This is a genomic window from Nonomuraea sp. N2-4H (assembly GCF_045291505.1).
Classification (GTDB): Bacteria; Actinomycetota; Actinomycetes; order Streptosporangiales; family Streptosporangiaceae; genus Nonomuraea; species Nonomuraea fastidiosa.
Genome location: NZ_CP147987.1, coordinates 5,522,883 through 5,548,946, shown reverse-complemented (window position 1 = coordinate 5,548,946; position 26,064 = coordinate 5,522,883). Strand labels below are relative to the sequence as shown.

Here is a 26,064-nt window from a genome sequence, read left to right as displayed (position 1 = left end):
CCGTCTCGCGCCGGGCCGGATCGGAAGCGGCCGGGCCGTCCTCGCGGACGTGATCTGCGTCACGTTCGGCGCGCTCGGACGTCTCGTGGGGAGGCGATTCGGCGTGCGCCGGCCTCTGATCGAGTGCCTTCTCGAGAGTGATCTGGGTCACGTTGCCGAGGGGTGGTCCTGGTCTGCTCGGCGGGGAAAGGCGGCTGGGTCCCGATTTTCACGTTATGTAGTGCGATGGTGACGGGATTTCGTGATTCGCGGGACAAGGCGTGGGCCGGGGCGGCAGGATGGCGGAGCCGGTCGTCATGACCGGAGCCGCGGGCAGAAGTCGTGGAGGCGGGGAGAGGGCGCCTCCGGCAGGACGTGTCGCCGACCCGGAATCGGCGGGGCGATCCGATGACCGGGAAGTGCTGGTTGCCGCGTGACTACCTGGATCAGGTCCCTACGTCCCTTCGACGCGCCCGTCTCCAGGACGGTGAACGGGCGCACCATCGACCTCCGCGAGGCGGAGCGCTTCATCAGGCTCTTCCACGCCGAGAACCCCTCGGTCGGCGGCCTGCAGGCCAGGCTCCGTGACGTGGCCAGAGACGTGGCCCGCTACGGGACCTACACGCACACCTACGAGGAGCTGGAATTCGGCGCCCGGGTGGCCTGGCGCAACAGCAACCGCTGCATCGGCCGGCTGTACTGGCGTTCGCTCAAGGTCCGCGACCGCCGCGACGTGCACACGGCCGAGGGCGTGGCGCTGGAGTGCGTCGCGCACCTGCGCGCCGCCACCGGCTCCGGCAAAGCCTCCGGCATCGGCAGGAGTCCCGCCGCAGGCCCCGGCTCCGGCGGATGCCCCGGCGCAGACGCCGGGGGAGTCACCGGCTCCGGGAAGGGCGTCGGCCGGGGCAAGATCAGGCCGACGATCACCGTGCTGCCGCCCGACACGCCCACCATGCGCGCCCCGCGAATCGTCAACGATCAGCTCATCCGGTACGCCGGCTACCGCACCCCTGACGGCGTTGTGGGCGACCCGGCGAACGTGGCGCTCACCGAGGCCGCGCAGGCGCTGGGCTGGCAGGGCGGGGGCGGCATGTTCGACGTGCTGCCGCTGATCATCCACCCGGGCCGCGGCCGCCCGCTGCTGTGCAACCTGCCGGGCGACGCCGTGCTGGAGGTGCCGCTGACGCATCCCGAGTACCCGTGGTTCGCGGAGCTGGGGCTGCGCTGGCACGCCGTACCGGCCATCTCGAACATGTGCCTGGAGATCGGCGGCCTGTGCTACCCGTGCGCGCCGTTCAACGGCTGGTACATGGGGACCGAGATCGGTGCGCGCAACCTGGGCGACGAGGCCAGGTACAACCTGCTGCCCGTGGTCGCCGAGCGGCTCGGCCTGGACACCTCGACCGAGCGCTCCCTGTGGCGCGACCACGCCATGGTGGAGCTGAACGTGGCGGTGCTGCACTCGTTCGAGCGGGCCGGGGTGACCATGACCGACCACCACACCGAGTCGCGCCGCTTCCTCACCCACCTGGAACGGGAGGAGAAGGCGGGCCGGGTCTGCCCGGCGGACTGGTCGTGGATCGTGCCGCCGATGTCCGGCAGCGCCACCCCGGTCTTCCATCGCTACTACGACACCCGCGTCCTGACCCCCACCTTCGTCCACCACGACTGATCACCGTGTCCTTGCCCTCCCGGGCTAGAACATGGTTCTGTTGGGGGTATGGCGGAACTCGTGCTCTCCTCGCTCGACGACCAGGGCGTGCTGACCCTCACCTTCAACCGGCCGGAGACGCTCAACGCGTGGACCGACGCGATGGGCAGGCGCTACTTCGACCTGCTGGCCGAGGCCGAGTCCGATCCGGGCGTGCGGGTGGTGGTGGTCACCGGCGCGGGCAAGGGGTTCTGCTCCGGCGCCGACTTCAAGACGCTGAGCGCGATCCGAAGCGGCTCGTACGACGCGGCGCCCGACCCGCGCCCCAACACGTTCCCCACGACGATCCGCAAGCCGATCATCGCGGCCGTCAACGGGGCCTGCGCGGGGCTGGGGATGGTGCACGCGCTCGTCTGCGACCTGGTCTTCACCGCCGAGGAGGCCAAGTGGACGACGGCGTTCGCGCGCCGCGGACTGGTCGCCGAGTACGGGCTGGCGTGGGTGCTGCCCCGCGTGATGGGGCAGCAGCGGGCCATGGACGTCCTGCTGTCGGGGCGGGTCTTCACCGGCAGGGAGGCGTACGAGCTGGGGCTGGCCAACCGGGCGGTGCCGGGGGAGTCGCTGATGGAGGAGGTCCTGGCGTACGCGCGGGAGCTGGCCGTGCACAGCTCCCCGGCGTCGATGGCGGTGATCAAGCGGCAGGTGTGGCACGACTGGGAGGCCACGCTGGAGGAGTCGGCCAAGACGGCCGTGCACGAGATGCTGGCCTCGTTCGAGCGGCCGGACTTCGCGGAGGGCGTCGCGAGCTTCCTGGAGCGCCGCCCGCCGAACTTCCCGCCGCTGTGACCGGCCGTCTCTCCGGGGCGGCCCGGCAGAGACGGCCGGTCAGCGAACGTCAGGCGACGCGGTGGGCGCCCCGCGCCGGGGTGGCGGGCAGGAAGCGCGGCGCCTGGAAGCCGCGCTCGGCGTAGGCGGCCGACACCGACTCCTGCACGCTCTCCAGCCGCTCGACCGGCACCAGCGCGATGGCCGAGCCGCCGAAGCCGCCGCCGGTCATCCGCGCACCGCGCGCGCCGCCCTTCAGCGCGGCCTCGACGGCGACGTCCAGCTCGGGCGCCGACACCTCGTACTTGTCCCTGAGCGACAGGTGGGAGGCGTTGAGCAGTGCGCCGATCTCCGTGACGGCGCCCGCGCGCAGCAGGCCGACCAGCGCCTCGACGCGGTGGTTCTCGGTGACGACGTGCTCGGTGCGCTTGCGCTCGTCGCCCTGGAGCCGCTCCAGCGCGGCGGCCAGGTCGGTGACGTCGCGCAGCGCGGTCACGCCGAGCTTGCGCGCCGCGGACTCGCACTCGGCGCGGCGCTTGGCGTATTCGCCGCCGGCGTGCTCGTGGTGAACCTGCGTGTCGATGATGAGGATGCTCAGGCCGTGTGCGGCCAGGTCGAGCGGGATGGAGCGGGTGCCGAGCGAGCGGCAGTCGAGGAACAGCGCGTGCCCCTCCTCGCACAGGGCCGAGGCGGCCTGGTCCATGATGCCGCAGGGCATGCCGACGAAGTCGTTCTCCGCCTTCTGGCTGAGCAGCGCCAGCTCCATGGGCGTCATGCCGAGGTCGTGCACGTCGTTGAGCGCGGAGGCGACGGCCACCTCCAGGGCGGCGCTGGAGCTCAGGCCCGCGCCCTGCGGCACGTCGCCGTCGATGGCGATGTCGGCGCCGGCGACGCGGTCGCCGAGCATGGCGAGGACGCCGACGACGTAGCGGGTCCAGCCGCGCGACTCCTCGCGGGTCTCCATGACGACCGGCTCGCCGTCGGCGGACTGGAGCGACAGCAGGCGGATCCTGCCGTCGGCGCGCGGGGTGAGCGCCGCCGTGACGCCCCAAGGCACTGCGAACGGGAGCACGAAACCGTCGTTGTAGTCGGTGTGCTCGCCGATCAGGTTGACGCGGCCGGGCGCGCGCCAGACGGTTTGAGGGGCCGCACCGAAGGCGGCACGAAAAGCTTCAACAACGCGCATAAGCGAACACTCCTCAACATGGACCCGTCCGTAGACTAGCGCCATGGAGGAGTTCCTGGATCCAGCGCTTGGCCAGGTCCGGGTCTTCCTGCGTCACGACGACAACAAGCCGCGCAAACTGAAGTACAACCTCGGGCACGCGCGGCTGCTGACGTTCGGCGGCGCCTACTCCAACCTCATCAGGGCCGTCGCCGAGGCGGGTGCGCGTCACGGCATCGAGACGATCGGCGTCATCAGGGGCGAGGAGCACCTGCCGCTCAACCCCGTACTGGCCCGCGCCGCCGCCTGCGGCATGAAGCTCACCTACCTCGACCGCGCGACCTACCGGCGCAAGCACACCGAGGAGGTGCTGGCGCGGCTGCGCGCCGAATGGGGCGAGGATGTGACGATCCTGCCCGAGGGCGGCAGCAACGCGGCGGCCGTACGCGGGTGCGCGGAGCTGCCGGGGGAGATCGAGGACGACTACGACGTCATCTGCTGCCCGGTCGGCACCGGCGGCACGCTGGCGGGCATCGCGGCGGGGCTGCCCGAAGGGAAGCGGGCGCTGGGGTTCGCGGTCCTGAAAGGGGCCGCGTTCCTGGAGGACGAGGTGGCCAGGCTGCAGCGCGAGGCGTACGGGCGCACGTGGCGCAACTGGTCGATCGACCTCGACCACCACTTCGGCGGCTACGCACGTACGACGCCCGAGCTGGAGTCGTTCGCCGCCCGCCACGGCTTCGAACGGATCTATGTGGCCAAGATGATGCTCGGCATCGTCGACCTGGCCCGCCAGGGGGCCTTCGCGCCCGGCACCCGCATCGTCGCCGTGATCACCGGTCAGCCCCCCACGCTGGTCGAGGCGTGCGGCGCGCCCACCGGCTTCGACTCGGGCGAGCCGCGCTGACGCAGATAGATCGACAGCACCACCATCGACAGCACGGCGAGCAGCTCCGACTGCCAGTTCTGCAGGCTGCGGTCCCAGAACTCGCCCGAGGTGACGTACGAGCCCCACGTGACCGGATCGCGCAGGCCGCTGAGCCGCTGTGCGTTGTAGGCCGCATGCCCCGCCACCGACTGCGCCAGCCACGACAGCAGGAAGATCAGCCCCATCACCAGCCCGAGCGAGTTGCTGAACAGCCACAGGCGCGCCCCCTTCGCCCTGGCCCAGCGCGGGGAGTCCGGGTCCGCGTGGCGGCCGACGCGCTGCTCCTCGTCGGACTCCCGGCCCGCCCTGCCCGGCTCCTTCGACTCCGGTGAGCCCTTCTGCACCAGCCAGACCGTCAGCACGATGAACAGGAAGAACTGCAGGTACTCCGACTGCCAGTTCTCCGCCACGTTCACGGCGTACGACGAGGAGGCCACGTACGACCACAGCGAGACGGGCTCGCCGCCCTGGGCCGTCTGCTCGTCGTTGTAGTGGAACAGGCCCGCCACCGCCTGCCCGGCCACCGCGAGCAGGAACAGCACGAGGAACGTCAGCGCCAGCGAGTTCTCCTTGATCCACCTCACAGCCGCGACCACCCCAGGACGAAGAACCAGACCAGCCCGGCCGCGATCAGCAGCAGGGTCACCGTGAACACCGTGCGCATCAGTCGTCCACCTCGCAGTCGTAGGGCAGGTCGCCGGCCGGTGTGCAGCCCGCCGCCCTGACCCGCCAGCCGTCGGCGTAGCGGTGCAGGAAGAGCGTGTCGCCGCGCAGCCGTACCAGCGCCTCGTCGCCCCACACGCTCACCTCGGTGACCGCGCCTGCGGGGCCGAGCCGCAGCTCGCGCAGCGCGTCGGCGCAGCTCTGGCCCCGGTCGGGGAGTCTCTCTGCGGTCCTGCGGGCGAGCAGCGCGCACGCGGCCTCCTCCCGGTGGGCGGAGAGCGCGGCGTAAAAGCGCAGCGCGGCGCGCGCGGGAGCGGCCGTGTCCACGGCGCAGCCCGTCCCCGCGCCCAGAGCAAGGGGCAGGGTCAGGGCCGATACGGCGATCACCGGTCTCATGCGCCTGCCGCTACCCGGCGGAGGATCGCGCATGCGCGCGGCTCCCGAGACACCCGGTCAGCCGAGCTGGGCGAGCACCGGGGAGACGAGGGCGTCGAGCTCGCGGGCCAGCACGGTCACCGCGCGGTGTGCGCTCTGCTCGACCTCCTCGTGCGGGCCTTCAGGCTCCGGCGGCAGGCCGTCGAGCGGCAGCGGCGCCTCCACCAGCAGGGACGCGCGCAGGAACGGCAGCCGGGCGAGGTCCTGCTGGGTGGGTTCGACGTACTGGCCGAAGGTCTCCTGCCAGCCCGTCCAGCCGCGGTCGCGCCACCACGTGCGGTCGCGGCGCAGCTCCTCGGGCAGCGGGGAGACGATGCGCACCCGGGCGTACAGGCTGCCGTCCCAGGTGTTGCGGTGGCAGGTGGCCTCGAGGACGCGGCGGTCCCAGCGGACGAAGCCGGGGTCGAGGGAGGGCGGCGTGGCCAGCCGCCACGCGGTGCAGGCGAACCGTACGGGCGCGATGTCGCCCCACTCGAACTCGTCGAGGTTCTTCCTCACGTGCACGGCATAGCGCCCATCACGGTCTCTGTCGAACTCCTGGTCGATCCAGAACGCTCTGCCCATGCGCTCTACGCTACGGCGCTCCCCGTCCGCTTCGCGGGCGTACCGGAGATCTCCAATTGCGGTGTGACGTGAGTGACACATGTGTAGCTTTTTCACGATATTCGATGACTTTGGAGTGAGGAATGGCGTCAGAGCAGCTCGACGCGGCCATGAGCCACTGGAGAGCCGGAGATCTCGACCAGGCCGCCGCGCTGTTCAGGCAGATCGCGGCGACGGGGGACCCCGAGGCGTCCCACCTGCTGGCCGGCTTGTTGCAGGAGCAAGGAGATCTCGACGGCGCGGAGGCGGCGCACCGCGCGGTGATCCAGTCGGGCGACCCGGTGTTCGGGCAGCGCTCGGCCATGGCGATGGGCATGATGCTCGTCAACGCCAAGGAGTGGGCGGCGGCGCACCGCGTGCTGATGATCGCCTCGGACGGCGCCGACTTCGAGGTGGCCGCGCTCGCCGACACGGCGCTGGTCCTGGTCTGCACGCAGCTCGGCGACGCGGCGGGCGCGCAGGAGGCGCTCGAACGGGCCCGCCGGTGTGACAGCCCCGCCGTGGCCGAGCTGGCCGCCCGGCTCGAGCTGCCCGAGTTCCCGCCCGCGCAGGCCCCGCCCAAGGAGCTGTACGACGCCGCAGAGACCGAGGACGACTACCGCGCGCTGCTGACCTGCGGCGACCCCGAAGTGGTGTCGCTGGCCGCGTTCCAGCTCTACCGCATGTACGCCGACGCGGGCGACTTCGCCGAGGCCCGCGCCGTCTGCGAGCACGCCATCGCCGTCGGAAGCCCCGACCACCGCGCCATGGCGCACAACCTGCTCGGCGCGGTGCTCGTCGATCTCGGCGAGTACGCCGAGTCCGCCGCCGCCTACCGCGTCGCCGCCGAGCACCCCGACCCCGAGGTCCGGCTGCCCTCCCTCATCGAGCTGGCCAAGGTCACCGCGCAGCTCGGCGACGACGAGGAGACCAGGGCGATCTTCAACCGGGTCATCGCCAGCGGCCATCGCGAGCACGCCCTGCAGGCCCAGGCATGCCTGGCGCAGCTCCACACCGAGGCGGGGGAGAGCGCACCCGCGCTGGCCGCGATCAGGGCCGTGCTGGAGGCGGGCGAGTGCGAATGGTCCTCCGCCTGCGTCACCCTGCTCGGCATGCTGATCGAGCAGCGGCCCGAGATACGCGACGAGGCCATGGAGCTGGCCAGGCTGGCGGCCGGGAACGCCGACCCCGACACCGCGTTCAAGGCCACGCTGCTGCTCGAACACGACGCCCGGCGGCGGCCGCCCGAAGACCCCGTGACCGAGCAGGCGCTCAACGACGTCGACGAGGGCCTGGCCAGGCTGCGCGAAGGCGACCTGGCCGAGGCCAGGCGGCTGCTGCGCGGTGCCGCCGACTCCGGCGCGCCCGTCCAGGCGCCGCGCGCCATGGTCGCGCTGGCCGGGCTCGAGCTGCGCGAGGGCGACCCCGAGCAGGCCGACGAGCTGCTGACGTACGTGGCCGAGGGCGACGACGTGCCGCAGGGCTTCCAGGCGGCGGTCCTGCTGCAGCTGCTGCACGCCTCCGGCGAGGAGCCGCACCCCGTCTTGAACGCCCTGCTCGACCACCAGTGGCTGGGCAGGGACGAGGGCCTGCACGGCTACCGCGCCGCCACCGAGCACCTCGATCCGGCCGTCGCGGCGCTCGGCACCGCCGTCTTCGCGCACGTGCTGGTCTCCACCGGCTACGACCCGTCCGAGGCGGCCGAGCTGTTCCTGTCGGCGGCGAACAGCGGTGACCCGCTGGCCCTGTCGTACGCGGCGGTGCTCGGCAAGGAGGTGCTGAGCGACCGGCGGCAGGCCACCGAGCTGCTGGAACGCGCCTACGCCGACGGGCATCCCGCGCTGGCCCCATGGGTGGGCGCCACGCTCGGCGGGCTGGTGGCCGATGACGATCCCGGGCGGGCGCGGGCGGCGTACGAAAGCGTCCTCCAAGGCCCGCACCGCGGGCTGCGGCTGGAGGCCGCCGCCGCGCTGGCCGAGATCTACGAGCGGCAGGGCGACCTGCTCGCCGCCTGCCGGCTGCACGAACGGCTCATCGCCGAGGGCGAGACGGAGCGCGCCGCGCTGCCGCTGGCCGTCACCCGGCTCAGGCTGGACGACGTGGCGGGCGCGCGGGCCGCGCTCGACCTGGGGACGGACGAGCTGAGCGGGTTCGGCAGGCTGGTGCTCGACCGGGACTTCGCCGCCGCCGCGCGGGCGATGCCCGAGGGCGATGCGGGGTCGATGGCGACCCGGCTGGCCATCGAGTGCGCGGGCGCCTGGCGGCACCTCGGGGAGATCGAGGCGGCCGACGGCGCGCTGTCGCTGGCGGTCGAGTCCGGGCATCCGGTGCCGCGCCAGCACGCCGCCTGCCTGCTCGGCGCGCTGCGCAGCGACGCGGGCGATCCGCGCGGGGCGGTCATGGCGTACCTGGCGGGGCTGGGCGAGGACGAGGAGCTGGACCGGCTGGCGCTGCGTGCGGCCGGTGCGCTGCTGCACGACCTCGGGGAGCACGACGAGGCCGTGAACGTGCTCTCCCGCCTGCCCGGCGACGACCGGGACGCGGCGCTCCTGCTCGGGCGGACGCTCGTGGACGCCGGCCGGGTGCCGGACGCTTTGGAGCGGCTGACCGCCTCGTTCGGCGCCGACGGCCCGGTGCTGGTGGCCGAGCGGCTGCACGAACGCGGCGACGCCCCTGCGGCCCTCGCCACCCTGACCGCCGCCGCCCAGGACGCTGCCGCCTCCCAAGATCCCGCTTCCCGGGACCCCGCCTCCCAGGACGGCGCTGTCTCGCAGGACGGCGCTGTCTTGCAGGACGGCGCTCCGGAGCGCGGCGCGGACGTGCGCGGCCCCTGGCGGGTGCCCGCGACGGCGCGTGCGGAGCGCCTGCTCGGCGTGCTGCTGGCCGAGACCGGAGAGCTGGAGGAGGCCAAGGCGGCCTTCGAACGCGCGGCGGCCCTCGACCCCGGCTCGGAGGCGGAGACCATGCTCGTCGCCGGCCGCAGCCTGCGGGCCGCCGGGGACGCCGAGTCGGCGGAGTTCGCGCTGGAACGCGCGGCGGCCCTGGCGGACGCCGGCACGTCCGCGCCTGCGGAAGGCAAAGAATCGATGCCGGCGGCGGATGGCGGCACGGCGGCGCCCACGGGCAGCAGCACGGCGTCGTCGCCGGACGGCAGGACGGCGGTGCCGGCGAAGGGCCGGGCGCAGCGCTTGGTCGGGGCGACGGCGCGGCACCTGCTCGGCAGGGCGGCGGCCGACGAGCTGCCGTGGGTGCTGGACGCCGAGGGCGATCGGGCGGGCGCGGAGGCGGCGCTGGCCGAGCTGACCGGCTCGCGTCCGCTGGCGGCGCTGCTGTTCGCGCTGCGGGACGGTGACGTGGCCCGCGTGCACGCCCTGCTGGCCGAGATCCCCGAGGGGCCCGAACGCGACGAGGCGGTCGGTCACGTCCTGGACGTGGCCACCGACCTCGACAGGGACCAGGCGGAGCGGCTGCTGCGCCCGCTCGTCGCGGACGGCGAGGCGAGGGCCGCGTTCGAGCTCGGCGCGCTGCTGGCCGCCGACGGCGACCACTGCAGGTCCGAGCTGTTCTTCCTGCGGGCCGCCGAGCATCCGGAGGCGGCGGCCGTGGCCTGGCACGACATCGCGATCGTCCGCCACCGCCGCGGCGACCTGGACGGCGCGGTCGAGGCCGCGATGGCCGGGCTGCCCCGTACCGGAGCGCTGGCCGCCCGGCTGCTCCAGCAGCGCGGCGAGCCGGAGCGGGCCCGCGAGGTGCTGGAGGGAGCGGCGGCGAGCGGCGACCTGGAGTCCCGCCGCGAGCTGCTCACCCTCCTCGTACGCGAGCAGGACCACGACACACTCGAGACCGAGGCAGCCCTGGCGGTGGAGAGCGGCGACCCGGAGACGGCGGCCACGGGCCACTGGGCGCGGGGAGCCTCGCTGGCGCTCAGGGGCCGCAAGGAGGAGGCGGCCGCCGCGTTCGCGCGGGGCGTCGAGGCCGCGTCCGGCGAGCTGGCCGCCTCCCTGCGCGTGGACCTGGCGGGCGTGCTGGAGGAGCTGGGCGACCGCGCAGGGGCCGCGCGCGAGCTGCGCGTCGCGGCGGGCTCCGGGCACCCGGCCGCCGTGGGCCGCGCGGGCGTGCGGCTCGGCGTGCTCGCGTACGAGGACGGCGACCTCGGCGCCGCCGCCCAGGCGTTCGCGCTGGCCCTCGGCACCCCCGTGGACGACCTGGGGATCGAGTCGCTGACCGGCCTGTCGCACGAGGCGTGCGAGCGCGGCGAGCACGCGCTGGCGCAGCGGGCGCTCGCGCTGATGGGCGAGCGGGCCGCCGACACCGCCCGCGCGCTGGGCGGCCGGTGCGCCGACCCCGACGCGGTGCCCGGCTACTTCGCGCTGGCCGGGACCGGCCCGTACGCGGAGCTGGAGGCGGCTCAGCGGCTGGCCGAGCTGGGCGAGAAGGGCCGGGCGCGGGAGACGTACGAGCGGCTGAGCCGCCACGACGACCCCGACGTGCGATTCGTCGCGGACGGCCGGCTCCTGGAGCTGCTGGACGCCGACGGCGACACCGAGGCCGTCTACTCCCTGGCCGAGCGGCAGGCGCGCGACGCCGAAAGCCCGGCGCGCGGCGTGTTCGGCGGCCTGCTCGGCATGCTGCAGGAGCAGCAGGGCGACCTGGAGGCGTCGCTGCGCACGCTGCGCGAGGCGGCGCGGGACGGCGATCCGACCGCGCTCACCCTGTACGCCCAGCGCCTCGCCGACGCCGGGCGGGTGGACGAGGGCCGCGAGGTCTACCTGCGGGTGCTGGAGTCCGGCGACGCCGACCTCGCGGCACGGGCGATGATCGCGCTCGGGCAGACGTACCGCGACGAGGACGCGGCGCAGGCGCGCGCCTGGTACCGCAGGGCGGCCGAGGAGGCGGACGGGCACATCAGCGCGCTGGCCGCGATGTACCTGGGCGCGCTGGCCAAGCGCGAGCGCGACTTCCCCGAGGCGCTGACCTGGTACCAGCGGGTGATCGACTCGGGCGACTCCGAGTCCGGGCTCGCGGCGGCGCACCTCGGCGAGCTGTGCTACTGGCTGGGCGACCGCGACGGGGCGCTGCGCTTCTACGAGCTGACGCTGGGGCTGACCGAGCAGGCCGAGCTGGTCGCCGAGGCCGCCTGCCGCATGGGCGAGATCCGGTACGAGCGCGGCGACCTGGACCTGGCCCGCACCCTGCTGACCAGGGCGGTCGAGACCGGCGACCCGTCGTTCGCCCCCGAAGCGGAGGCGCTGCTCAGCAAGATCGGGTGAGCCCCCGCTTGCGCACAATTAAATGACTGAATAACCTCATTTGGTCAAACAAATGAGGTGAGTTCATCATGGGCAGGGCTGGACGGCCACCGCAGGATCCGGCGCGCCGGCTGGAACGGGCGCACCGGATCCTCGACGCGGCCACCGAGCTGATACTCAAGTGGGGGTACGACAAAACCACGATCGACGACGTCGCCCAGCGCGCCGGCGTCGCCAAAGGCACCATCTACCTGCACTGGAAGACCCGCGACGAGCTGTTCACCGCGCTGCTGCGGCGCGAGCGGGTGCACATGGTGGCCGAGCTGCGCGAGCGCGAGCCCGAGTGCGGGTTCACCACGCCGGGCGAGCTGTTCGGCCGCTTCGCGCTGACGCTGCTCGGCAGGCCGCTCATGCGGGCCATGCTGCGCGGTGATTCCGAGGTGCTTGGCAAGCTCGCCCGCCGCAAGCGCGAGAGCGGGCCGCAGCTCCCGCTCGGCGGGCCGCTCGACGCGTACGTCGAAGAGCTGGCCGAGATCGGCGCCGTCCACGGAGAGCCGCGCGACCAGGTGATCGTCATCTCCTCGATCGTCTACGGGTTCCTGTTCCTGCCGGACGTCAGGCCCGAGGACGCGAAACTGCCCGACGAGCGGATCGCCGAGCTGGTCGCCACCACCATCGACCGGGCGCTCGGCATCGGCGAACCGCTGCCGCCCGGCGGCGAGCAGGTCGTCGCGCTCGCCACCCGCCGCCTTCTCGACGGCATGGCCGAGGCCGCCCAGCGCAAGCTGGCCCTTTCCCTGGAGGCATGAGATGCGCGCCGTGCTCCCCCTCGACGACCCCGCCGCCGACCTCGCCACCGCCGGCGGCAAAGGCGCGTCGCTGGCCCGGCTGAGCAGGGCCGGGCTGCCCGTCCCCGGTGGGTTCTGCATCACCACCGACGCCTACCGCGCGTTCGTCGCGGGCTTCCGCGACGAGATCCTGCGCGCCGCCGCCGGCGACCCCGGCTCGATCCCGGCGCTGTTCGCCGCCCGCGAGGTGCCCGAGCGGCTCGCGGAACCGATCCTGCGCGCGTACGCGGAGCTCGGCGACGGTGTGCCCGTGGCCGTGCGCTCGTCCGCCACCGCCGAGGACCTGCCCGGCATGTCGTTCGCCGGCCAGCAGGACTCCTTCCTCAACGTCAAAGGCCCCGGCGCGCTGCTGGACGCGGTCAGGCGGTGCTGGGCCTCGCTGTGGAACCCCCGCGCCATCGCCTACCGCGACCGGCAGGGCGTGCCGCACGACGACGTGGCGCTGGCCGTCGTCGTCCAGGAGCTGGTGGACGCCGACGCGGCCGGCGTGCTGTTCACCGCCGACCCGGTCAGCGGCGACCGCGACGCGACCGTCATCAACGCCTCGTGGGGGCTCGGCGAGGCCGTCGTCGGTGGGCAGGTCACGCCCGACGTGATCACGGTGCGCGGCGGCCGGGTCGCCGAGTCGCGTACCGGAGACAAGAAGGTCATGACCGTGCGCACCGCCACCGGCACCGAGGAGCGCCCGGTCCCCGAGGAGCGGCGCGCCGCGCCCGTGCTTGACGACGCCGAAGCCGAGACGCTGGCCGGGCTCGGCGCCCGCATCCAGGCGCTGTACGGCGTCCCCATGGACATCGAGTGGGCCAGGCGCGACGGCGCGTTCGCCATCGTCCAGGCCCGCCCCATCACCGGGCTTCCCGCGCCGCTGGAGGAGTGGAACGACAGCCTCAAGGGCGGCCACCTGTGGACCGGCGGCAACCTGGGCGAGGCCATCCCCGACGTGATGACCCCCATCACCTGGTCGTACGTGCGGCTGTTCATCGCCGAGGCCATGTCGGCGAGCACCCTGCCCGGCTTCGACCTCGTCGGCAACATCGGCGGCCGGTTCTACATGAACCTCAGCGTCGTCCACTCCGTCGCCACCGCCATCGGCGTGCGGCGGCTGCTCGGCGCGATCGAGCAGATCTTCGGCAAGCTGCCGCCCGGCCTGGACGTGCCGCTGGTCGGCCTGTCACGGTGGGAGATCATCAGGCGGGTGCTGCCCGTGGCCGTCGGCATCCGGCGGCGCGTCCGCCGCAACATCAAGATTATGCACGCGTTCCTCGCCGCCTCGCCCGCCCGGTGCGAGGAGTTGCGCGAGCGCGTCGCCGCCACCGCCACCCCCGTCGAGCTGGCCGACCTGTGGGAACGCGAGATCAGGCCGCACGCGGTCACCTCCTTCCAGATGCTGGAGGCCGCAGGACGTCAGGGCAACGCCACCCTCGTCATGACCCGCCACCGGCTGCGCGACCTGGTCGGCGACATCGACGCCGAAGCCATGCTGACCGGCGTCAACGCCGACGGAGGGCTGGCCAGCATGGGCCTGCTCACCGGCCTGTCCAAGCTGGCCGCCGGCGAGATCGGCAGGGACGAGTTCGCCCGCACGTACGGGCATCGCGGCCCGCACGAGTTCGAGGTGTCCTTCCCGCGGCCCGGCGAGGACGCGCAGTGGATCGACGCCCAGCTCGCCGGCCTGCGCGACCTGCGGAAAGACACCGAGGCGCTGCTGGAACGCCAGCGCGCCGCCAGGGAGGAGGCGTGGGCCCGCTTCGCCCGCAGCCACCCGCGCAAGGCCGCCCCGATGCGGGCGCGGGTGCGGCGGTGGAGCGCCGTCGTGCGCGACCGGGAATCCGCACGCTCCGAATCGGTCCGCACGTTCTGGGTGCTGCGCGCCTTCACCGTACGGGCGGGCGAGCTGTCCGGGGCCGGCGACGACGTCTTCTACCTCTACCTGGACGAGCTGCTCGATCTCCTGCGCGGCGACCGGTCCGTCCTGGAGAAGGTGCCGTCGCGGCGGGCCACGTACGAGCGGTATGCGGCCCTGCCGCCGTACCCGGCGCTGATCGTCGGGCCGTTCGACCCCGTACGCTGGGCCGCCGACCCCGCCCGCCGCGCCGACCTGTACGACGCCCGCGCCACCGCGCCTTCCGCGCCTTCCGTGGCCGAGAGCGATGCCATCACCGGCTTCCCCGGCGCGCCCGGCGTGGTCGAGGGCGTCGCCCGCGTGATCGCCGGGCCCGAGGACGGCGACCGGCTTCAGCCCGGCGAGATACTCGTCACCACGCTCACCAACGTCGGCTGGACCCCGATGTTCCCCCGCGCCGCCGCCGTCGTCACCGACATGGGGGCGCCGCTGTCGCACGCCTCCATCGTGGCCCGCGAACTCGGCATCCCCGCCGTCGTCGGCACCGGCAACGCGACCATGCGGGTGCGCGACGGCGACCGGATCAGGGTGGACGGCGAACGCGGCACCGTCGAGGTGCTCCGGTAGCGCATCCGGCAGGGAAAGCCGCGTCGAACCGGTTGTCTCGGCCGCCGGCGTGTGATCCCGTGAATGGCGTGATCGAAGAGTCGAACTTCGAGGACGAACGGGAGCCGGAGGAGTACTGCGCGCTGTTCCAGATGGCCATGTTCGCCGTGGAACGTGGCGGTGAGGACGACGCCGACGTACGGCCCGATGGCCCGAGTCCGGCGGCGTGACCTCGGTGAACTGCCCGCGTCGCTGGTAGCCGAGGTCGAGCGGCGGTTCGGCGCCGTGCGGGGGTTCGAGTCGCGGCAGGGCGGGTTCTCGTACGGCGTGCTCGGCGTCGCCACCCACGACGACGGCCACCGCACCTTCATCAAGGCCGTCCCCACCGAACCGGCGGAGCGGCGCCGGCTCGGCTCCGGCCCGGCCGGACGGGCGGTGGACTCCACGCTCGAATCCCTTCTTTCCGGACAGGCGGCGGGGTACCGGTGGGAGGCCGTGGTGAACGCGGCCCTGCCGGACAGGGTGCCCTCGCCGCGGCTGCTGCTCTCGTGCGAGCGCGACGACTGGGTGCTGCTCTGCTTCGAGGAGGCGCCCGGCCGCGTGCCGCACGAGCCGTGAAGGCCCGCCGAGCTGCGGGCGGCGCTCGACGCGCTGGCCGACTGCGCCGCCCTGCTGACCCCCGTCCCACGCGCCCTCCTGTCCGCCCGCCCACCGTGGCCGAGCGCATGGCGGGCCGCTGCGAGCTGTGGCAGGACCTGGCGTCGGGCCGCGCCGAGCACGGGGACCGGGTCGTGATCGGAGAGTGGGAGCGGGCGTGGCTGCCCAGGCTGGCGGCCGTCGAGCGGGAGTGGGCCTCGCTCGTCACCGGCGACACGCTGGTGCACTTCGACCCGCACTTCGACAACTTCATCGTCGGCGCGGACGGCGCCGCCAGGCTCGTCGACTGGGGCCGCGCCTGCGCCGGACCGCCTTGGACCGACCTGGTGTGCCTGCTGCTGGAGTCCGACCTGGGCGAGCCCGACCCCGAGGAGGTCTTCACCAAACAACCCCTGGGCAGGGACGCGCCGCCTGAGCAGGTGGACGCGCTGCTGGTGGCGCTGGCCGGCTACTGGACGCGCACGGCGGCGCAACCCGGTCCCGCACACGCGCCGCACCTCCAGGACCGCCGCGAGCAGTCACGGCGCGCCACGCTGAACTGGCTCCGCACCCGCTGGGGCTGGGTAACCGAGGGCCAGCCGGGCTGAGGGACTGAGGGTTAGCCGGGCTGAGGGCTGAGGATTAGCACGGTTGAGGGCTGAGGGTTAGCCGGGCTGAGGGACTGAGGGCCTGTCGGGTCGAGGGACTGAGGGTCAGCCGGGCCGAGGGGCGGGGGAGTGAGGGTCAGCCGGGCTGAGGGCCGAAGGACTGGGGGCCTGTCGGGCCGCGGGGGCCGCGGGGGCTGCGGGGCTGCGGAGCCGCGGAGCCGCGGGGCCGAAAACTTCATGCGCGCAGGCGCCCAGACCGGAAATTCGATTGCCGCCTGTCGTGCTCGTTTGGTGTGCTGGATCGCGATCCGGCCGACCCGAGGAGCGGAAATGCGCACAACTGTCATGTCTTCCCAGCAAGAAGGAGTCGTCTCACCGAAGGACATGACGTTCGTTGCGTGTGCTCAACTTGGGGATTCTGGCGCATGTAGACGCCGGTAAGACCAGCCTGACCGAGCGGCTGCTGTACGCCGCCGGAGCCATCGACGAGGCCGGCAGCGTCGATGGCGGCACCACCAGGACCGACGTCCTGGCACTTGAACGCCGGCGCGGCATCACCATCAAGTCGGCCGTCGTCTCGTTCGCTGTCGGCGGCACCACCGTCAACCTGATCGACACCCCGGGACACCCAGACTTCATCGCCGAGGTGGAGCGGGTGCTCAACGTGCTCGACGGCGCCATTCTGGTCGTCTCGGCCGTGGAGGGGGTGCAGGCGCAGACGCGCGTGCTCATGCGTACGCTGCGCCGCCTCGGCATCCCCACGCTCGTCTTCGTCAACAAGATCGACCGTCGTGGCGCCCGCGCCGATGACGTGCTCGCCGAGCTGGCCGCCAAGATCTCGCCGGCCGTGGTCCCCATGGGCACGACCGCGAACCTCGGCACTCCCGAGGCCGGGTTCACCCCGTACGACGGCGAGCCCGCCTTCACCGACCGGCTACTGGACGTCCTGACCCGGCGGGACGACGCGTTGCTGGCCGCGTACGTGACCGATGAGGGCTCGATCACCCCCGACCGGCTCCGCGCTGAGCTGCGGGCGCAGACCGCGCAGGCCGCGGTGCACCCGGTGTTCTTCGGCTCGGCGATCATCGGGGCCGGGGTGGAGGCGCTGATGGCGGGCATCGACGAGCTGCTGCCCGCCGCGCCCGGCGACCCGGAAGGGCCGCCGTCGGGGACCGTCTTCAAGGTCGAGCGGGGCCCGGCGGGGGAGAAGGTCGCGTACGTACGGATGTTCGGCGGCACGCTGCGCGTCCGCGACCGGCTGCGCTTCGGAGATCGGGCGGGCAGGGTCACCGCGATCAGCGTCTTCGACTCCGGCACGGACCAGCGGCGGCAGGAGGTGCCCGCGGGCCGCATCGCCCGCGTCTGGGGCCTGACGGACGTCCGCATCTGCGACCCCGTCCACCTCGCCGGCCACCCTGGCCCGGGCCTCAACGGTCACGCTGAGTCCTGTCGCGCCGTCCCGCCCGGCCACGCCGGCTCGCGGTTCAACGGTCACTCCGGCGCCCACCGCGCCGACCCCCTGGGCCACCCTGGCCCGGGCCTCAACGGTCACGCCGAGTCCCGCCGTGCCATCCCGCCCGGCCCCCCAGGCCCCGCCCCTGGAAGGGACGGCGGGGGCGGTGGGTACTTCGCGCCCCCGACGCTGGAGACCGTGGTGGTGCCCCGGCGGCCGCAGGACCGGGCCGCGCTGCACCTCGCGCTCGCGCAGCTCGCCGAGCAGGACCCGCTGATCGCGGTGCGCCAGGACGACGTACGCCAGGAGGTGTCGGTCTCGCTCTACGGCGAGGTGCAGAAGGAGGTCATCCAGGACACGCTGGCCGAGGAGTACGGCCTGGAGGTGACGTTCCGCGAGACGACCACGATCTGCGTCGAGCGCCCGTCGGGCACCGGGGCGGCGTACGAGCTGATCGGCAAGGAGCCGAACCCGTTCCTCGCGACGGTCGGCCTGCGGGTCGAGCCCGGCCCGCCCGGCAGCGGAGTGAAGTTCCGGCTGGAGGTGGAGCTGGGATCGCTGCCGTACGCGTTCATGCGAACGGTCGAGGAGACCGTGCGCGAGACGCTCAAGCAGGGCCTGCACGGCTGGGAGGTGCTGGACTGCGTGGTCACGCTGACCCACTCGGGCTACTGGGCCAGGCAGAGCCACTCCGGCGGCGTCTTCGACAAGAGCATGTCGAGCACCGCCGGCGACTTCCGCAACCTGGTGCCGCTGGTGCTGATGGCGGCGCTGCGCCAGGCCGGGACCACCGTGTACGAGCCGATGCACAGCTTCCGCCTCGACCTGCCGCCCGACCTGCTCAGCTCGGTGCTGCCGGTGCTGACCAGGCTGGGCGCGGTGCCGCGCACCCGGCATGCGGCGCTGGTGGAAGGCGAGATCCCGGCGGCCAGGGTGCACGAGCTGGAGCGGCGGTTGCCGGGGCTGACGCGGGGTGAGGGCGTACTGGAGTCCGCCTTCTCCCACTACGAGCCGGTACGCGGCCCGATCCCCGAACGCCCACGTACCGACCACAACCCGCTCGACAGGAAAGAGTACCTGCTGCATGTCGTGCGGCGGGTGTAGCCCGCGCGGGGGTAGGCCGAACGCGGGCGCGGCTTCGCGTGCGGGCCGGCCACCCGTCCGTGCCGGTCACCCATGCGGGCCAGTTCCACTCATGAGGAGCCGAGCACCCGTGCGAGCCAGCCCCGTCTGTGCGTGTCGGCCACCTGTGAGGGCCAGGTCCTTTCGTGCGGGCCGGTCACGTGTGCGGGCCAGCCCCACCCGTGCGTGCCGGCCCCGGGCGTGCGTGTCGGCCACCTGTGAGGGCCAGGTCCATCCGTGCGTGCCGGCCACCTCTGCGGGCCAGTCACCCGTGTGGGCCAGCCCCATGCGTGCGGGCCGGTCCCATCCGTGCGGGCTGGCCACCTGTGTGGGCCGGTCCCATCCGTGCGGGCCGGGCACCCGTGCGAGCCGGGCCTGCCCATGCGCGGGCCGGCCACCCGTAGGCGCCGGGCTCCGGCGCGTGCCCGGACGCGCGTAGGGGGCGGACACCGGTGCGGACCTGGCGCGGGCCGTGCAACCGGTGCGGACCGGGGGCGGGCCGGATGCCGGGGCAGGCCGGACGCCGGTGTGGACCGGGGCGGGCCGGGCGCTGGTGTGGATCGAGGGTGGGCCGGATGCCGGGGCGGCCCAGGCGCCGGTGTGGACCGGAAGGTGGGTCGGGCGACCGCTGTGGGTCAGACGGGGCGTTCGTCGTGGTCGGTGGCGAGGACGGCGGCGGCGAGGTAGCCGTCGCCGTCCTCGACGACGTAGGCCAGCATGTCGTCCCTGAAGATCGGGTCGTTGCCGTTGAAGGTGTCCCTGGGCCGCTTGTGCCCCGCGCGGTACGGGGGTGTGGCGAGCACCTTCCTGTTCAGCTTCTCGTCGAACATGATCTCGGTGCACAGCGCCCGATGGTCTCCGACGACGACCATCACGTGAACGTGCACGGTACGCCCCGGGTACCAGCCCGGCCAGATGGTGGTGAAGCGGACGATGCCGTCGCGGTCGGTGAGCTGCACGCCGCGCAGGTAGCGCCGCCCGTCGGACGGGGTGATGTCGGTGAACACGGTGCCGGGCCTGACCCGCACCTTGTCCCCGCCGGTCAGCACCAGGCGCGACTGCCGCTCGGCGCCGGAGTAGAGGCCGGAGGCGTCGCAGTGCCAGACCTCGACGGCCGCGCCGGGCAGCGGCAGGCAGGTGGCGCCGTCCTGCACCTTGAGCGCCAGCCGCAGCCGCACGCCCTGCCGGTCCTCGCGCAGGTCGCTGCGTACGGAGCCGGTCTCGAAGTAGTAGGGGCCCTGCTTGGTGCCGGGCGTCAGCTTGCACATCTGTGCCTTGGACAGCAGCGCCTGGGCCTTGGCGTGCGTATCGGGATCGAAGGCGCTGCCTGCGGACCCGGCGGCGGGCCCCACAGCGGACGTCGCGCCGGAGGCCGCTCCACTGCCGGTCCCGGTCGCGGAGCCGGCGCCCGATCCGGTGCCGGTCGCGGAGCCGGCGCCCGATCCGGTGCCGGTCCGGGCAGCCGGTCCGTCGCCGGACCGCGCCGTCGTGCTACCCGTGACCGTTCCCGCCGCCGAGCTGTCGGCGACCGTGCCCGCCGCGCGGGGGTCGCCCGCGGTCAGGAGGCCGCCGAGGCCGAGCGAGCCGATGCCGGTGATGAGCCGTCGCCGGCTGACCTGGCGGTCCTGGTGATCGTGTCCCATGAGACGTCCCTCAAGGTCAGGAGCTACTGTTCGGAATTTCTCACGAGAAGTGCGACCTTCCCGGCAACGCCGCGCACCCCGTTCCACCCCTTTTGACCTGCGCAAACGCACCGAAGACCATTGCCAAGCGCGAAGGGATCCCAGCCGACACACCGAAAGCCTTTTCGGTGATACGAAAATGTGAACAAGCATGAGCCGCCAGATCGGCGCCCATGGTCACCGAATCGAGCATGTCAGAGCACATGCAGGACGTTGCAACGGCTCATTGACGGCCTTGACCGGCCCGATCTATCTTCCCGAAAACCTTTTAGGGAGTCTCGAATCCATGATGTTAGCGCTCACATAAACCAGCTAGGGGCCACCACATGAGACGACGATGGGCGGCGGCCGTCGCCGCGGCACTCCTGCTCCTCCTCGGCACTCCGCGGCCCGCACTCGCGGGCCCGCCGATCACCACCGCCGACGCCGTGTCGTTCCACTGGAAGCCCGGCAGGATGGACCGCGCCGAGTCCGCCTACCAGTACAGCGGTGCGCTCCTCGCCGCGCAGGCGTACGAGGCGGCCGGCAACACCGCCAAGGCGAACGAGATGCGCACGCTCGCCACCCGGATCCAGAACGCCATACTCAACGTTCTCTGGAACCCCAACCGGCAGCTCTTCGAGCACCGCCTGAAGTCCACCAACGAGTGGGTGCCGTGGAAGGAGATCAACAACTACTACCCGTTCGCGGTCGGCGCGATCCCGAACACCGCGACGTACAAGCAGGCGCTGCGTCTGTTCGACGACCCGGCGCAGTACCCGATCTTCCCCTTCTACACCGCCAACCAGGCCGACAAGGCGGCCTCCGGCACCGGCAGCAACAACTTCTCCACCATCAACTCCACCGTGCAGTTCCGCAGGCTGTCGTCGGTGCTGCGCAACTACCCCAACGAGTGGATCGACGCCACCTGGTACAAGAAGCTGCTCTCCTGGAACGCCTGGGCGCAGTACATCGGCGGCAACACCCAGTGGCCCGACGCCAACGAGTTCTGGGCCGACTGGAACGGCTCCTCCATCACGTACCGCTCCTGGATCCACCACAACATCCTCGGCAGCAGCAACTGGACGATCATCGAGGACGTCGCCGGGCTGCGGCCGCGCAACGACGCCAAGGTGGAGCTGTCGCCGATCCACATCGGCTGGACCCACTTCACGGTCAACAACCTGCGCTACCGCAACGCCGACCTCACCATCGTCTGGGACGACCCGGCCGACGGCGTGGTCCGCTACCCGGGCGTGCCCGAGGGCTACTCCATCTACGGTCAACGGCACCCGCGCCGCCACGGTCTCGGACCTGGTGCCGTTCACGTGGGACCCGGCCACCGGTGACGTGACCACCGCGGTCGACGGCTTCCCCATCAACGAGCCGTTCTGGGGCGGCACCGCCACCGCCGGCCAGGACTGGTACGAGCTGAACTTCGGCTCCGCCCGCACCTTCGACGAGGTACGGCTGTACTTCAAGGACAGCCGCCAGGCCAGCGGCACCTACCGGGCGCCGGCCTCGTACGACGTCCAGTACCACGACGGCAGCACCTGGGTCAGCGCCTCCTCCCAGGTCAAGAACCCGGCGACGCCGCGCGGCAACTACAACGTGGTGCGGTTCAACGCCGTGAACGCTCAGCGGATGCGGGTGGTGTTCAACGCCGTCTCCGGGGCGCGTACCGGGCTCACCGAGATCAAGGTGCACAACCGCGGCGGCGGCACCCCGCAGCCGTCCAACCTCGCGCAGTCGGCCGTGGCCACCGCGTCGTACACCTCGCCGTGGGAGAGCGTGGCCGCCGTCAACGACGGCATCGACCCGCCCTCCTCCAACGACACCGTGAACCCGCGCTGGGGCTGCTGGCCGGAGACCGGGCAGCAGTGGGTCGAGCTCACCTGGCCGTCCGCCGGCACCCTGAACCGGGCCGAGGTGTACTTCTTCGACGACGACCAGGGCATCGACATGCCAGGCGTCGTGGAAGCTGCAGTACTGGAACGGCAGCGCGTACGCGGACGTGCCGGGCGCGTCGGCGTACACCCTGGCCAAGGACGCCTACAACACCGTCACCTTCACCGCCGTGAACACCACCCGCCTGCGGGTGCTGCTCACCGGCAACGGGACCAGTTCCGTGGGCCTCTTGGAGGTCAAGGCCTACGGGACTTGAGAAAGCGGGGGCGCGCCCAGGCCCGCGGGCGCGCCCCCGCCCCTCACCCCGGGCGGACGCCGGTTCCCGACGCCCGCCCCTCACCTGGGGCGGATGCCGGTTCCCACGCTCGCCCCTCACTTGGGGCGGGCGCCGGTTCCCACGCTCGCCCCTCACTTGGGGCGGGCGCCGGTTCCCAACGCCCGCCCCTCACCCATCGCGCACGCCCGTGGGCGAGCCCTCCGCCGCGCGTTTTCTCCGTCCTCCACGGCCGGATCGGCAGGTTCCCCTGCCGATCCCCTGCCGATCCCCTGCCGGAAGGGGAACGCTCTTGACGCCACCCGCAGCCCGGGCGGACCATCTCCAGCAGCGGAGTAGTTGCTCCCTTACCTGTGGTGACCGAGCAGGCCGTCGTGGGGCAAGCTGCTGTCACACTCCCGGCCGGATGGGTGGCGATCGCGATGGCAGGCAAGTGGCAGGCGGGCAACCTTCCACCCGAGCTGACCAGCCTGGTCGGCCGCCGCGCCGAGCTGGACGTGGTGCGTACCGCCGTGCGCCACTCCCGCCTGGTGACGCTCACGGGCATCGGCGGCGTCGGCAAGTCACGCGTGGCTCTGCGTGCGGCGGCCGAGCTGCGGTCCGAGTTCGGCGGGGGAGCCTGGCTGGTGGGTTTATCCGCGTTGAACGACGGAGGTCTCGTTCCGCACGCGATCGCCGGAGCGCTCCGGCTGGCCGACCAGACCGCCCGGCCCATGACGGAGGTGCTGGCCGAGCACCTGTCCGGACGCGAGCTGCTGATCGTCCTCGACTCCTGCGAACACCTCGCCGGCCCCTGCGGCGAGGTCGTCGCCGCGCTGCTCACCGCCGTACCGGGGCTGCGCGTGCTCGCCACCAGCCGCCGCCCGCTCGAAGTGGCGGGCGAGACGCTGGTCGTGATCGAGCCGCTGCCGGTCCCGCCCGCCGGCACCACGGCGCTCGTGGGCGACGCCGTGACGCTGCTCGCCGAGCGCGCCGCCGACGTCGTGCCCGGTTTCGACCTGGGAAGCGAGAACCCCGAGGCCGTCGTACGCCTGTGCCGGCGGCTCGAAGGCATCCCGCTGGCGATCGAGCTGGCCGCCGCCCGGCTGCGCGACCTGCCCGTCAGCTACCTCGCCGACCGGCTCGACGACCGGTTCGCCGCCCTCGACGCCGACCCCGGCAGCCCGCACGACCCGCCCTGGCACCGCGCCCTGCGCACGGCGGTCGGGTGGAGCCACGAGCTGTGCGAGCCCGCCGAGCGGCTGCTGTGGGCGCGGCTGTCGGTGTTCGCCGGCGACTTCGACACCGAGGCCGCCCGCCGGGTGTGCGCCGACGAGCGGCTCCCGGAGTCCGAGATCGGGCTGCTGCTCGACGCCCTGGCCGAGGATTCGGTGCTGACGTGGCTGCCGACCGGCGCGGGTGAGCGTTACCGCATGCTCGACACGCTGCGCGAGTACGGCGCCCGCCGGCTGCGCGACCTCGGCGAGGAGGAACGTTTCAAGCAGCGCCACCGCGAGCACTACCTGTCGCTGGCCATCAAGGGCGCCGCCGGCTGGCTGGGGCCCGGCCAGCTTTCCTGGTACGACCGCATGGTCGGCGAACACGACAACCTGCGGGCGGCGCTTGAAGTGGCGCTGGCCGCCGAGGACGCCACGCCCGCACTCGAGCTGGCCGGCGTGCTGGCCTTCTTCTGGTACGGCTGCGGCCACGCCAAGGAGGGCCGCCACTACCTCCAGCAGGCGCTCGCCCTCGCCCGGCGCCCGGAACCCGCCCTCGTACAGACGCTGTGGGCCGATGGCCTGCTGGCCGCCTCCCAGGGCGACGCCCACGGCGCCGAAACCCGCGCCACCCAGATCGCCACCGTCGCCCACGACCTGCGCACGACTTCCGGCGATCCCCAGTCGACTCCTGGCCATCCGCCTGCGGTTCCTGGTCAGGTGGCCGCGGCTTCTGGCCATTCGTCTGTGGTGCCTGGTCAGGTGTCCGCGGCTTCTGGCCATTCGTCTGTGGTTCCCGGTCAGGCGTCCGCGGCTTCTCGCCATTCGCCTGCGCCTCCCGGCCAGCCGTCCGCGACTACTGGTCACCCGCCTGCGGCTTCTAGTGACTCGGCGTCGATTCCCGGAGGTCCGTCCTCGACCTACGGTGGCCTGCCCCCGACTTCTGGTGGCCCGCCCGGAACCTCCGGCGATGCGGCCGCGACTTCTGGCGGCCTATCCGCGACCCCCGGGGATTGGGCTGTGAACTTCGGTGGTCCAGGTGCGCTTTCCGGCGGTTCGGCTGCCACCTCTGGCGGCCACGCGCGCGCAGCTTTCGAAGGTCCGGCTGCGACCTCCGGCGATGGCGCCGGCATCTACGGCGACGCCGGTGCTCCTGGGGCCTCTACCGCGAGCTACAGCCATGCGGGCACTCGCGGCTACCCCGTCACGGGCGGTGACCTCGCGGGCATCTACGGGCGTGCTGCCCTGGTCCCGGGCGGGTTCGGCGCGTACGCCGCCACCTGCGTCAGGGCGCTCAGGTCGGCCGCCGGGGTGATCCGCGGCGACCTGGCGCGAGTCCTGGCCGAGTCAGAGCCCGCGTACCGCGACCGGTGGAACGACGAGCCGCCCACCATCGCCGGCCTGCTCGCACTGCTGTGCCGGGCGCATGCGCTGACCGTGGCCGGGCGGCTCGACGAGGCCATCGCCGTACTCGAGGACCTGCGGACGCTGTGCGACGGGCGCGGCGAGCAGCTCATGCGTTCCCACGGCGATTTCCTGCGCGGACAGGCCGAGCTGAGCAGCGGACGGCTGGCCGCCGCCGTTCGCTACGGGCAGGCGGCTTTACGGACCAAGCGGCGGCTGCACGACAGCTTCGGCATCGGGCTGACCGTCGATCTGCTGGCGCTGGCGGCCGGCGCGGCGGGGCAGGCCGGGCGCGCGGCCCGGCTGCTCGGGCTGGCCCAGCGAGTGTGGAGCAACCACGGCCAGGCGCAGGCCAGCGTTCCCGAGTGGGTGGCGGCCAGGCGAGCGTGCGAGACGCACGCCAGGGCCGCCCTCGGCGACAGCGCGTATGCGGCGGCCTACCGCACCGGCTTCGACAGCGACGTCGACGCGGGCATCGCGTACGCGCTCGAACCGGAAGGCGAGGGCCTCCCGCACAGCGGCCCCCACCTCTGACCGGCTCCAGGAACCTGGCAACGCCCACCCGCCGGCCGAGCCGCCCTTCCAGGCGAACCCCTCGAGGCCGTGGCACACCTCCTGAGCCCCTGCCCGGAGGTGGGCTTGGCACAGGGTGTGTTGAAGGCGGGGCCGCCCAGTGCCAGGCGCGAGCCGAGCGGGACCTGCCGATGGGCGCGCGCCGCTTGGTGTCAGGTGTGGGCGGTGTGGGGCCTGCTGGGTGGCGCGCGCCGCTTGGTGTCAGGTGCGGGCGGTGCGGGGCCTGCTGGGTGGCGCGCGCCGCTTGGTGTCAGGTGCGGGCGGTGCGGGGCCTGCTGGGTGGCGCGCGCCGCTTGGTGTCAGGTGCGGGCGGTGTGGGGCCTGCTGGGTGGCGCGCGCCGCCTGGTGTCGGGTGCGGGCGGCGGGATCTGCCGGATGGGCGCGCGTCGCCTGGCGTCAGGTGCGGGCGGCGCGGGAGCTGCCGGGAGGACGCGCGCCGCCCAGTGCCAGGCGCGGGC

General features: G+C 73.1%; 18 protein-coding genes. 13 read left to right on the top strand and 5 right to left on the bottom strand.

Annotated features, from left to right (window positions below; translation table 11 throughout):
- The first annotated feature begins 412 nt into the window (after positions 1-412).
- Positions 413-1,651 (top strand): nitric oxide synthase oxygenase, encoded by a 1,239-nt coding sequence (locus tag WBK31_RS25355; RefSeq protein WP_378787187.1) that lies wholly within the window; start codon positions 413-415, stop codon positions 1,649-1,651.
- 48 nt (positions 1,652-1,699) lie between these two features.
- On the top strand, positions 1,700-2,476 hold the full coding sequence (locus WBK31_RS25350; RefSeq protein WP_364056684.1) for an enoyl-CoA hydratase-related protein: 777 nt from the start codon (positions 1,700-1,702) through the stop codon (positions 2,474-2,476).
- A 49-nt stretch (positions 2,477-2,525) separates the two neighbouring features.
- Here WBK31_RS25350 and galK read toward each other — a convergent pair whose 3' ends face one another.
- Positions 2,526-3,641: a galactokinase gene (gene galK, locus WBK31_RS25345; RefSeq protein WP_364056681.1), complete on the bottom strand. Its 1,116-nt coding sequence runs from the start codon at positions 3,639-3,641 to the stop codon at positions 2,526-2,528.
- 43 nt (positions 3,642-3,684) lie between these two features.
- On the opposite strand from galK, the gene WBK31_RS25340 reads away from it, so the two are divergent.
- The gene (locus WBK31_RS25340; RefSeq protein ID WP_378787193.1) at positions 3,685-4,524 is read left to right on the top strand and encodes a 1-aminocyclopropane-1-carboxylate deaminase/D-cysteine desulfhydrase; all 840 of its coding nucleotides are present in this window, start codon (positions 3,685-3,687) and stop codon (positions 4,522-4,524) included.
- Here WBK31_RS25340 and WBK31_RS25335 read toward each other — a convergent pair.
- The 3 genes from WBK31_RS25335 to WBK31_RS25325 form a co-directional block, all read right to left on the bottom strand.
- A complete protein-coding gene (locus WBK31_RS25335) occupies positions 4,458-5,129 on the bottom strand; it encodes a DUF6766 family protein (RefSeq protein ID WP_378787194.1) in 672 nt (223 codons plus the stop codon). The two genes, WBK31_RS25340 and WBK31_RS25335, sit on opposite strands and share 67 nt — an antisense overlap.
- A 79-nt stretch (positions 5,130-5,208) precedes the next feature.
- Positions 5,209-5,604 carry a hypothetical protein gene (locus WBK31_RS25330; protein WP_364056675.1) on the bottom strand — a complete coding sequence of 132 codons (396 nt, stop codon included), beginning with the start codon at positions 5,602-5,604 and terminating at the stop codon, positions 5,209-5,211.
- Positions 5,605-5,661: 57 nt separating this feature from the next.
- Entirely contained in the window at positions 5,662-6,207 is a 546-nt protein-coding gene (locus tag WBK31_RS25325) for a hypothetical protein (protein ID WP_364056672.1), read from the bottom strand.
- A 122-nt stretch (positions 6,208-6,329) separates the two neighbouring features.
- On the opposite strand from WBK31_RS25325, the gene WBK31_RS25320 reads away from it, so the two are divergent.
- The 7 genes from WBK31_RS25320 (at position 6,330) to WBK31_RS25290 (ending at position 18,572) form a co-directional block, all read left to right on the top strand.
- On the top strand, positions 6,330-11,495 hold the full coding sequence (locus WBK31_RS25320) for a tetratricopeptide repeat protein (RefSeq protein ID WP_406673282.1): 5,166 nt from the start codon (positions 6,330-6,332) through the stop codon (positions 11,493-11,495).
- 68 nt (positions 11,496-11,563) lie between these two features.
- On the top strand, positions 11,564-12,283 hold the full coding sequence (locus WBK31_RS25315) for a TetR/AcrR family transcriptional regulator (RefSeq protein ID WP_406673281.1): 720 nt from the start codon (positions 11,564-11,566) through the stop codon (positions 12,281-12,283).
- Position 12,284: 1 nt separating this feature from the next.
- The gene (locus tag WBK31_RS25310; RefSeq protein ID WP_406673280.1) at positions 12,285-14,792 is read left to right on the top strand and encodes a PEP/pyruvate-binding domain-containing protein; all 2,508 of its coding nucleotides are present in this window, start codon (positions 12,285-12,287) and stop codon (positions 14,790-14,792) included.
- A 68-nt stretch (positions 14,793-14,860) separates the two neighbouring features.
- Positions 14,861-15,001 (top strand): hypothetical protein, encoded by a 141-nt coding sequence (locus WBK31_RS25305; protein WP_406673279.1) that lies wholly within the window; start codon positions 14,861-14,863, stop codon positions 14,999-15,001.
- Positions 14,979-15,389: a hypothetical protein gene (locus tag WBK31_RS25300; protein ID WP_406673278.1), complete on the top strand. Its 411-nt coding sequence runs from the start codon at positions 14,979-14,981 to the stop codon at positions 15,387-15,389. Before WBK31_RS25305 ends, WBK31_RS25300 begins: the two co-directional genes overlap by 23 nt.
- Positions 15,320-16,015 carry a phosphotransferase family protein gene (locus WBK31_RS25295; RefSeq protein ID WP_406673277.1) on the top strand — a complete coding sequence of 232 codons (696 nt, stop codon included), beginning with the start codon at positions 15,320-15,322 and terminating at the stop codon, positions 16,013-16,015. Before WBK31_RS25300 ends, WBK31_RS25295 begins: the two co-directional genes overlap by 70 nt.
- 400 nt (positions 16,016-16,415) lie before the next feature.
- Positions 16,416-18,572 (top strand): GTP-binding protein, encoded by a 2,157-nt coding sequence (locus WBK31_RS25290; RefSeq protein WP_378790205.1) that lies wholly within the window; start codon positions 16,416-16,418, stop codon positions 18,570-18,572.
- A 653-nt stretch (positions 18,573-19,225) separates the two neighbouring features.
- On the opposite strand, the gene WBK31_RS25285 is transcribed toward WBK31_RS25290, so the two are convergent.
- Positions 19,226-20,233, bottom strand: coding sequence for a hypothetical protein (locus WBK31_RS25285; protein WP_406673276.1), 1,008 nt, complete (start codon positions 20,231-20,233; stop codon positions 19,226-19,228).
- A gap of 365 nt (positions 20,234-20,598) precedes the next feature.
- Between WBK31_RS25285 and WBK31_RS25280 the strand changes: the two genes are divergently transcribed.
- From WBK31_RS25280 to WBK31_RS25270, 3 genes are all read left to right on the top strand, one after another.
- Positions 20,599-21,600 carry an MGH1-like glycoside hydrolase domain-containing protein gene (locus tag WBK31_RS25280; protein ID WP_406673275.1) on the top strand — a complete coding sequence of 334 codons (1,002 nt, stop codon included), beginning with the start codon at positions 20,599-20,601 and terminating at the stop codon, positions 21,598-21,600.
- On the top strand, positions 21,569-22,729 hold the full coding sequence (locus tag WBK31_RS25275; protein ID WP_406673274.1) for a discoidin domain-containing protein: 1,161 nt from the start codon (positions 21,569-21,571) through the stop codon (positions 22,727-22,729). Before WBK31_RS25280 ends, WBK31_RS25275 begins: the two co-directional genes overlap by 32 nt.
- Before the next feature lie 114 nt (positions 22,730-22,843).
- On the top strand, positions 22,844-25,567 hold the full coding sequence (locus tag WBK31_RS25270) for an ATP-binding protein (protein ID WP_406673273.1): 2,724 nt from the start codon (positions 22,844-22,846) through the stop codon (positions 25,565-25,567).
- The last annotated feature ends 497 nt before the right edge of the window (positions 25,568-26,064 follow it).

Bases quoted from the DNA above. Each gene is read 5' to 3' on its own strand.
- WBK31_RS25350 (WP_364056684.1), top strand. From the start codon at position 1,700: ATGGCGGAACTCGTGCTCTCCTCGCTCGACGACCAGGGCGTGCTGACC.
- galK (WP_364056681.1), bottom strand. From the start codon at position 3,641: ATGCGCGTTGTTGAAGCTTTTCGTGCCGCCTTCGGTGCGGCCCCTCAA.
- WBK31_RS25340 (WP_378787193.1), top strand. From the start codon at position 3,685: ATGGAGGAGTTCCTGGATCCAGCGCTTGGCCAGGTCCGGGTCTTCCTG.
- WBK31_RS25330 (WP_364056675.1), bottom strand. From the start codon at position 5,604: ATGAGACCGGTGATCGCCGTATCGGCCCTGACCCTGCCCCTTGCTCTG.
- WBK31_RS25325 (WP_364056672.1), bottom strand. From the start codon at position 6,207: ATGGGCAGAGCGTTCTGGATCGACCAGGAGTTCGACAGAGACCGTGAT.
- WBK31_RS25320 (WP_406673282.1), top strand. From the start codon at position 6,330: ATGGCGTCAGAGCAGCTCGACGCGGCCATGAGCCACTGGAGAGCCGGA.
- WBK31_RS25315 (WP_406673281.1), top strand. From the start codon at position 11,564: ATGGGCAGGGCTGGACGGCCACCGCAGGATCCGGCGCGCCGGCTGGAA.
- WBK31_RS25310 (WP_406673280.1), top strand. From the start codon at position 12,285: ATGCGCGCCGTGCTCCCCCTCGACGACCCCGCCGCCGACCTCGCCACC.
- WBK31_RS25300 (WP_406673278.1), top strand. From the start codon at position 14,979: ATGGCCCGAGTCCGGCGGCGTGACCTCGGTGAACTGCCCGCGTCGCTG.
- WBK31_RS25285 (WP_406673276.1), bottom strand. From the start codon at position 20,233: ATGGGACACGATCACCAGGACCGCCAGGTCAGCCGGCGACGGCTCATC.
- WBK31_RS25280 (WP_406673275.1), top strand. From the start codon at position 20,599: ATGAGACGACGATGGGCGGCGGCCGTCGCCGCGGCACTCCTGCTCCTC.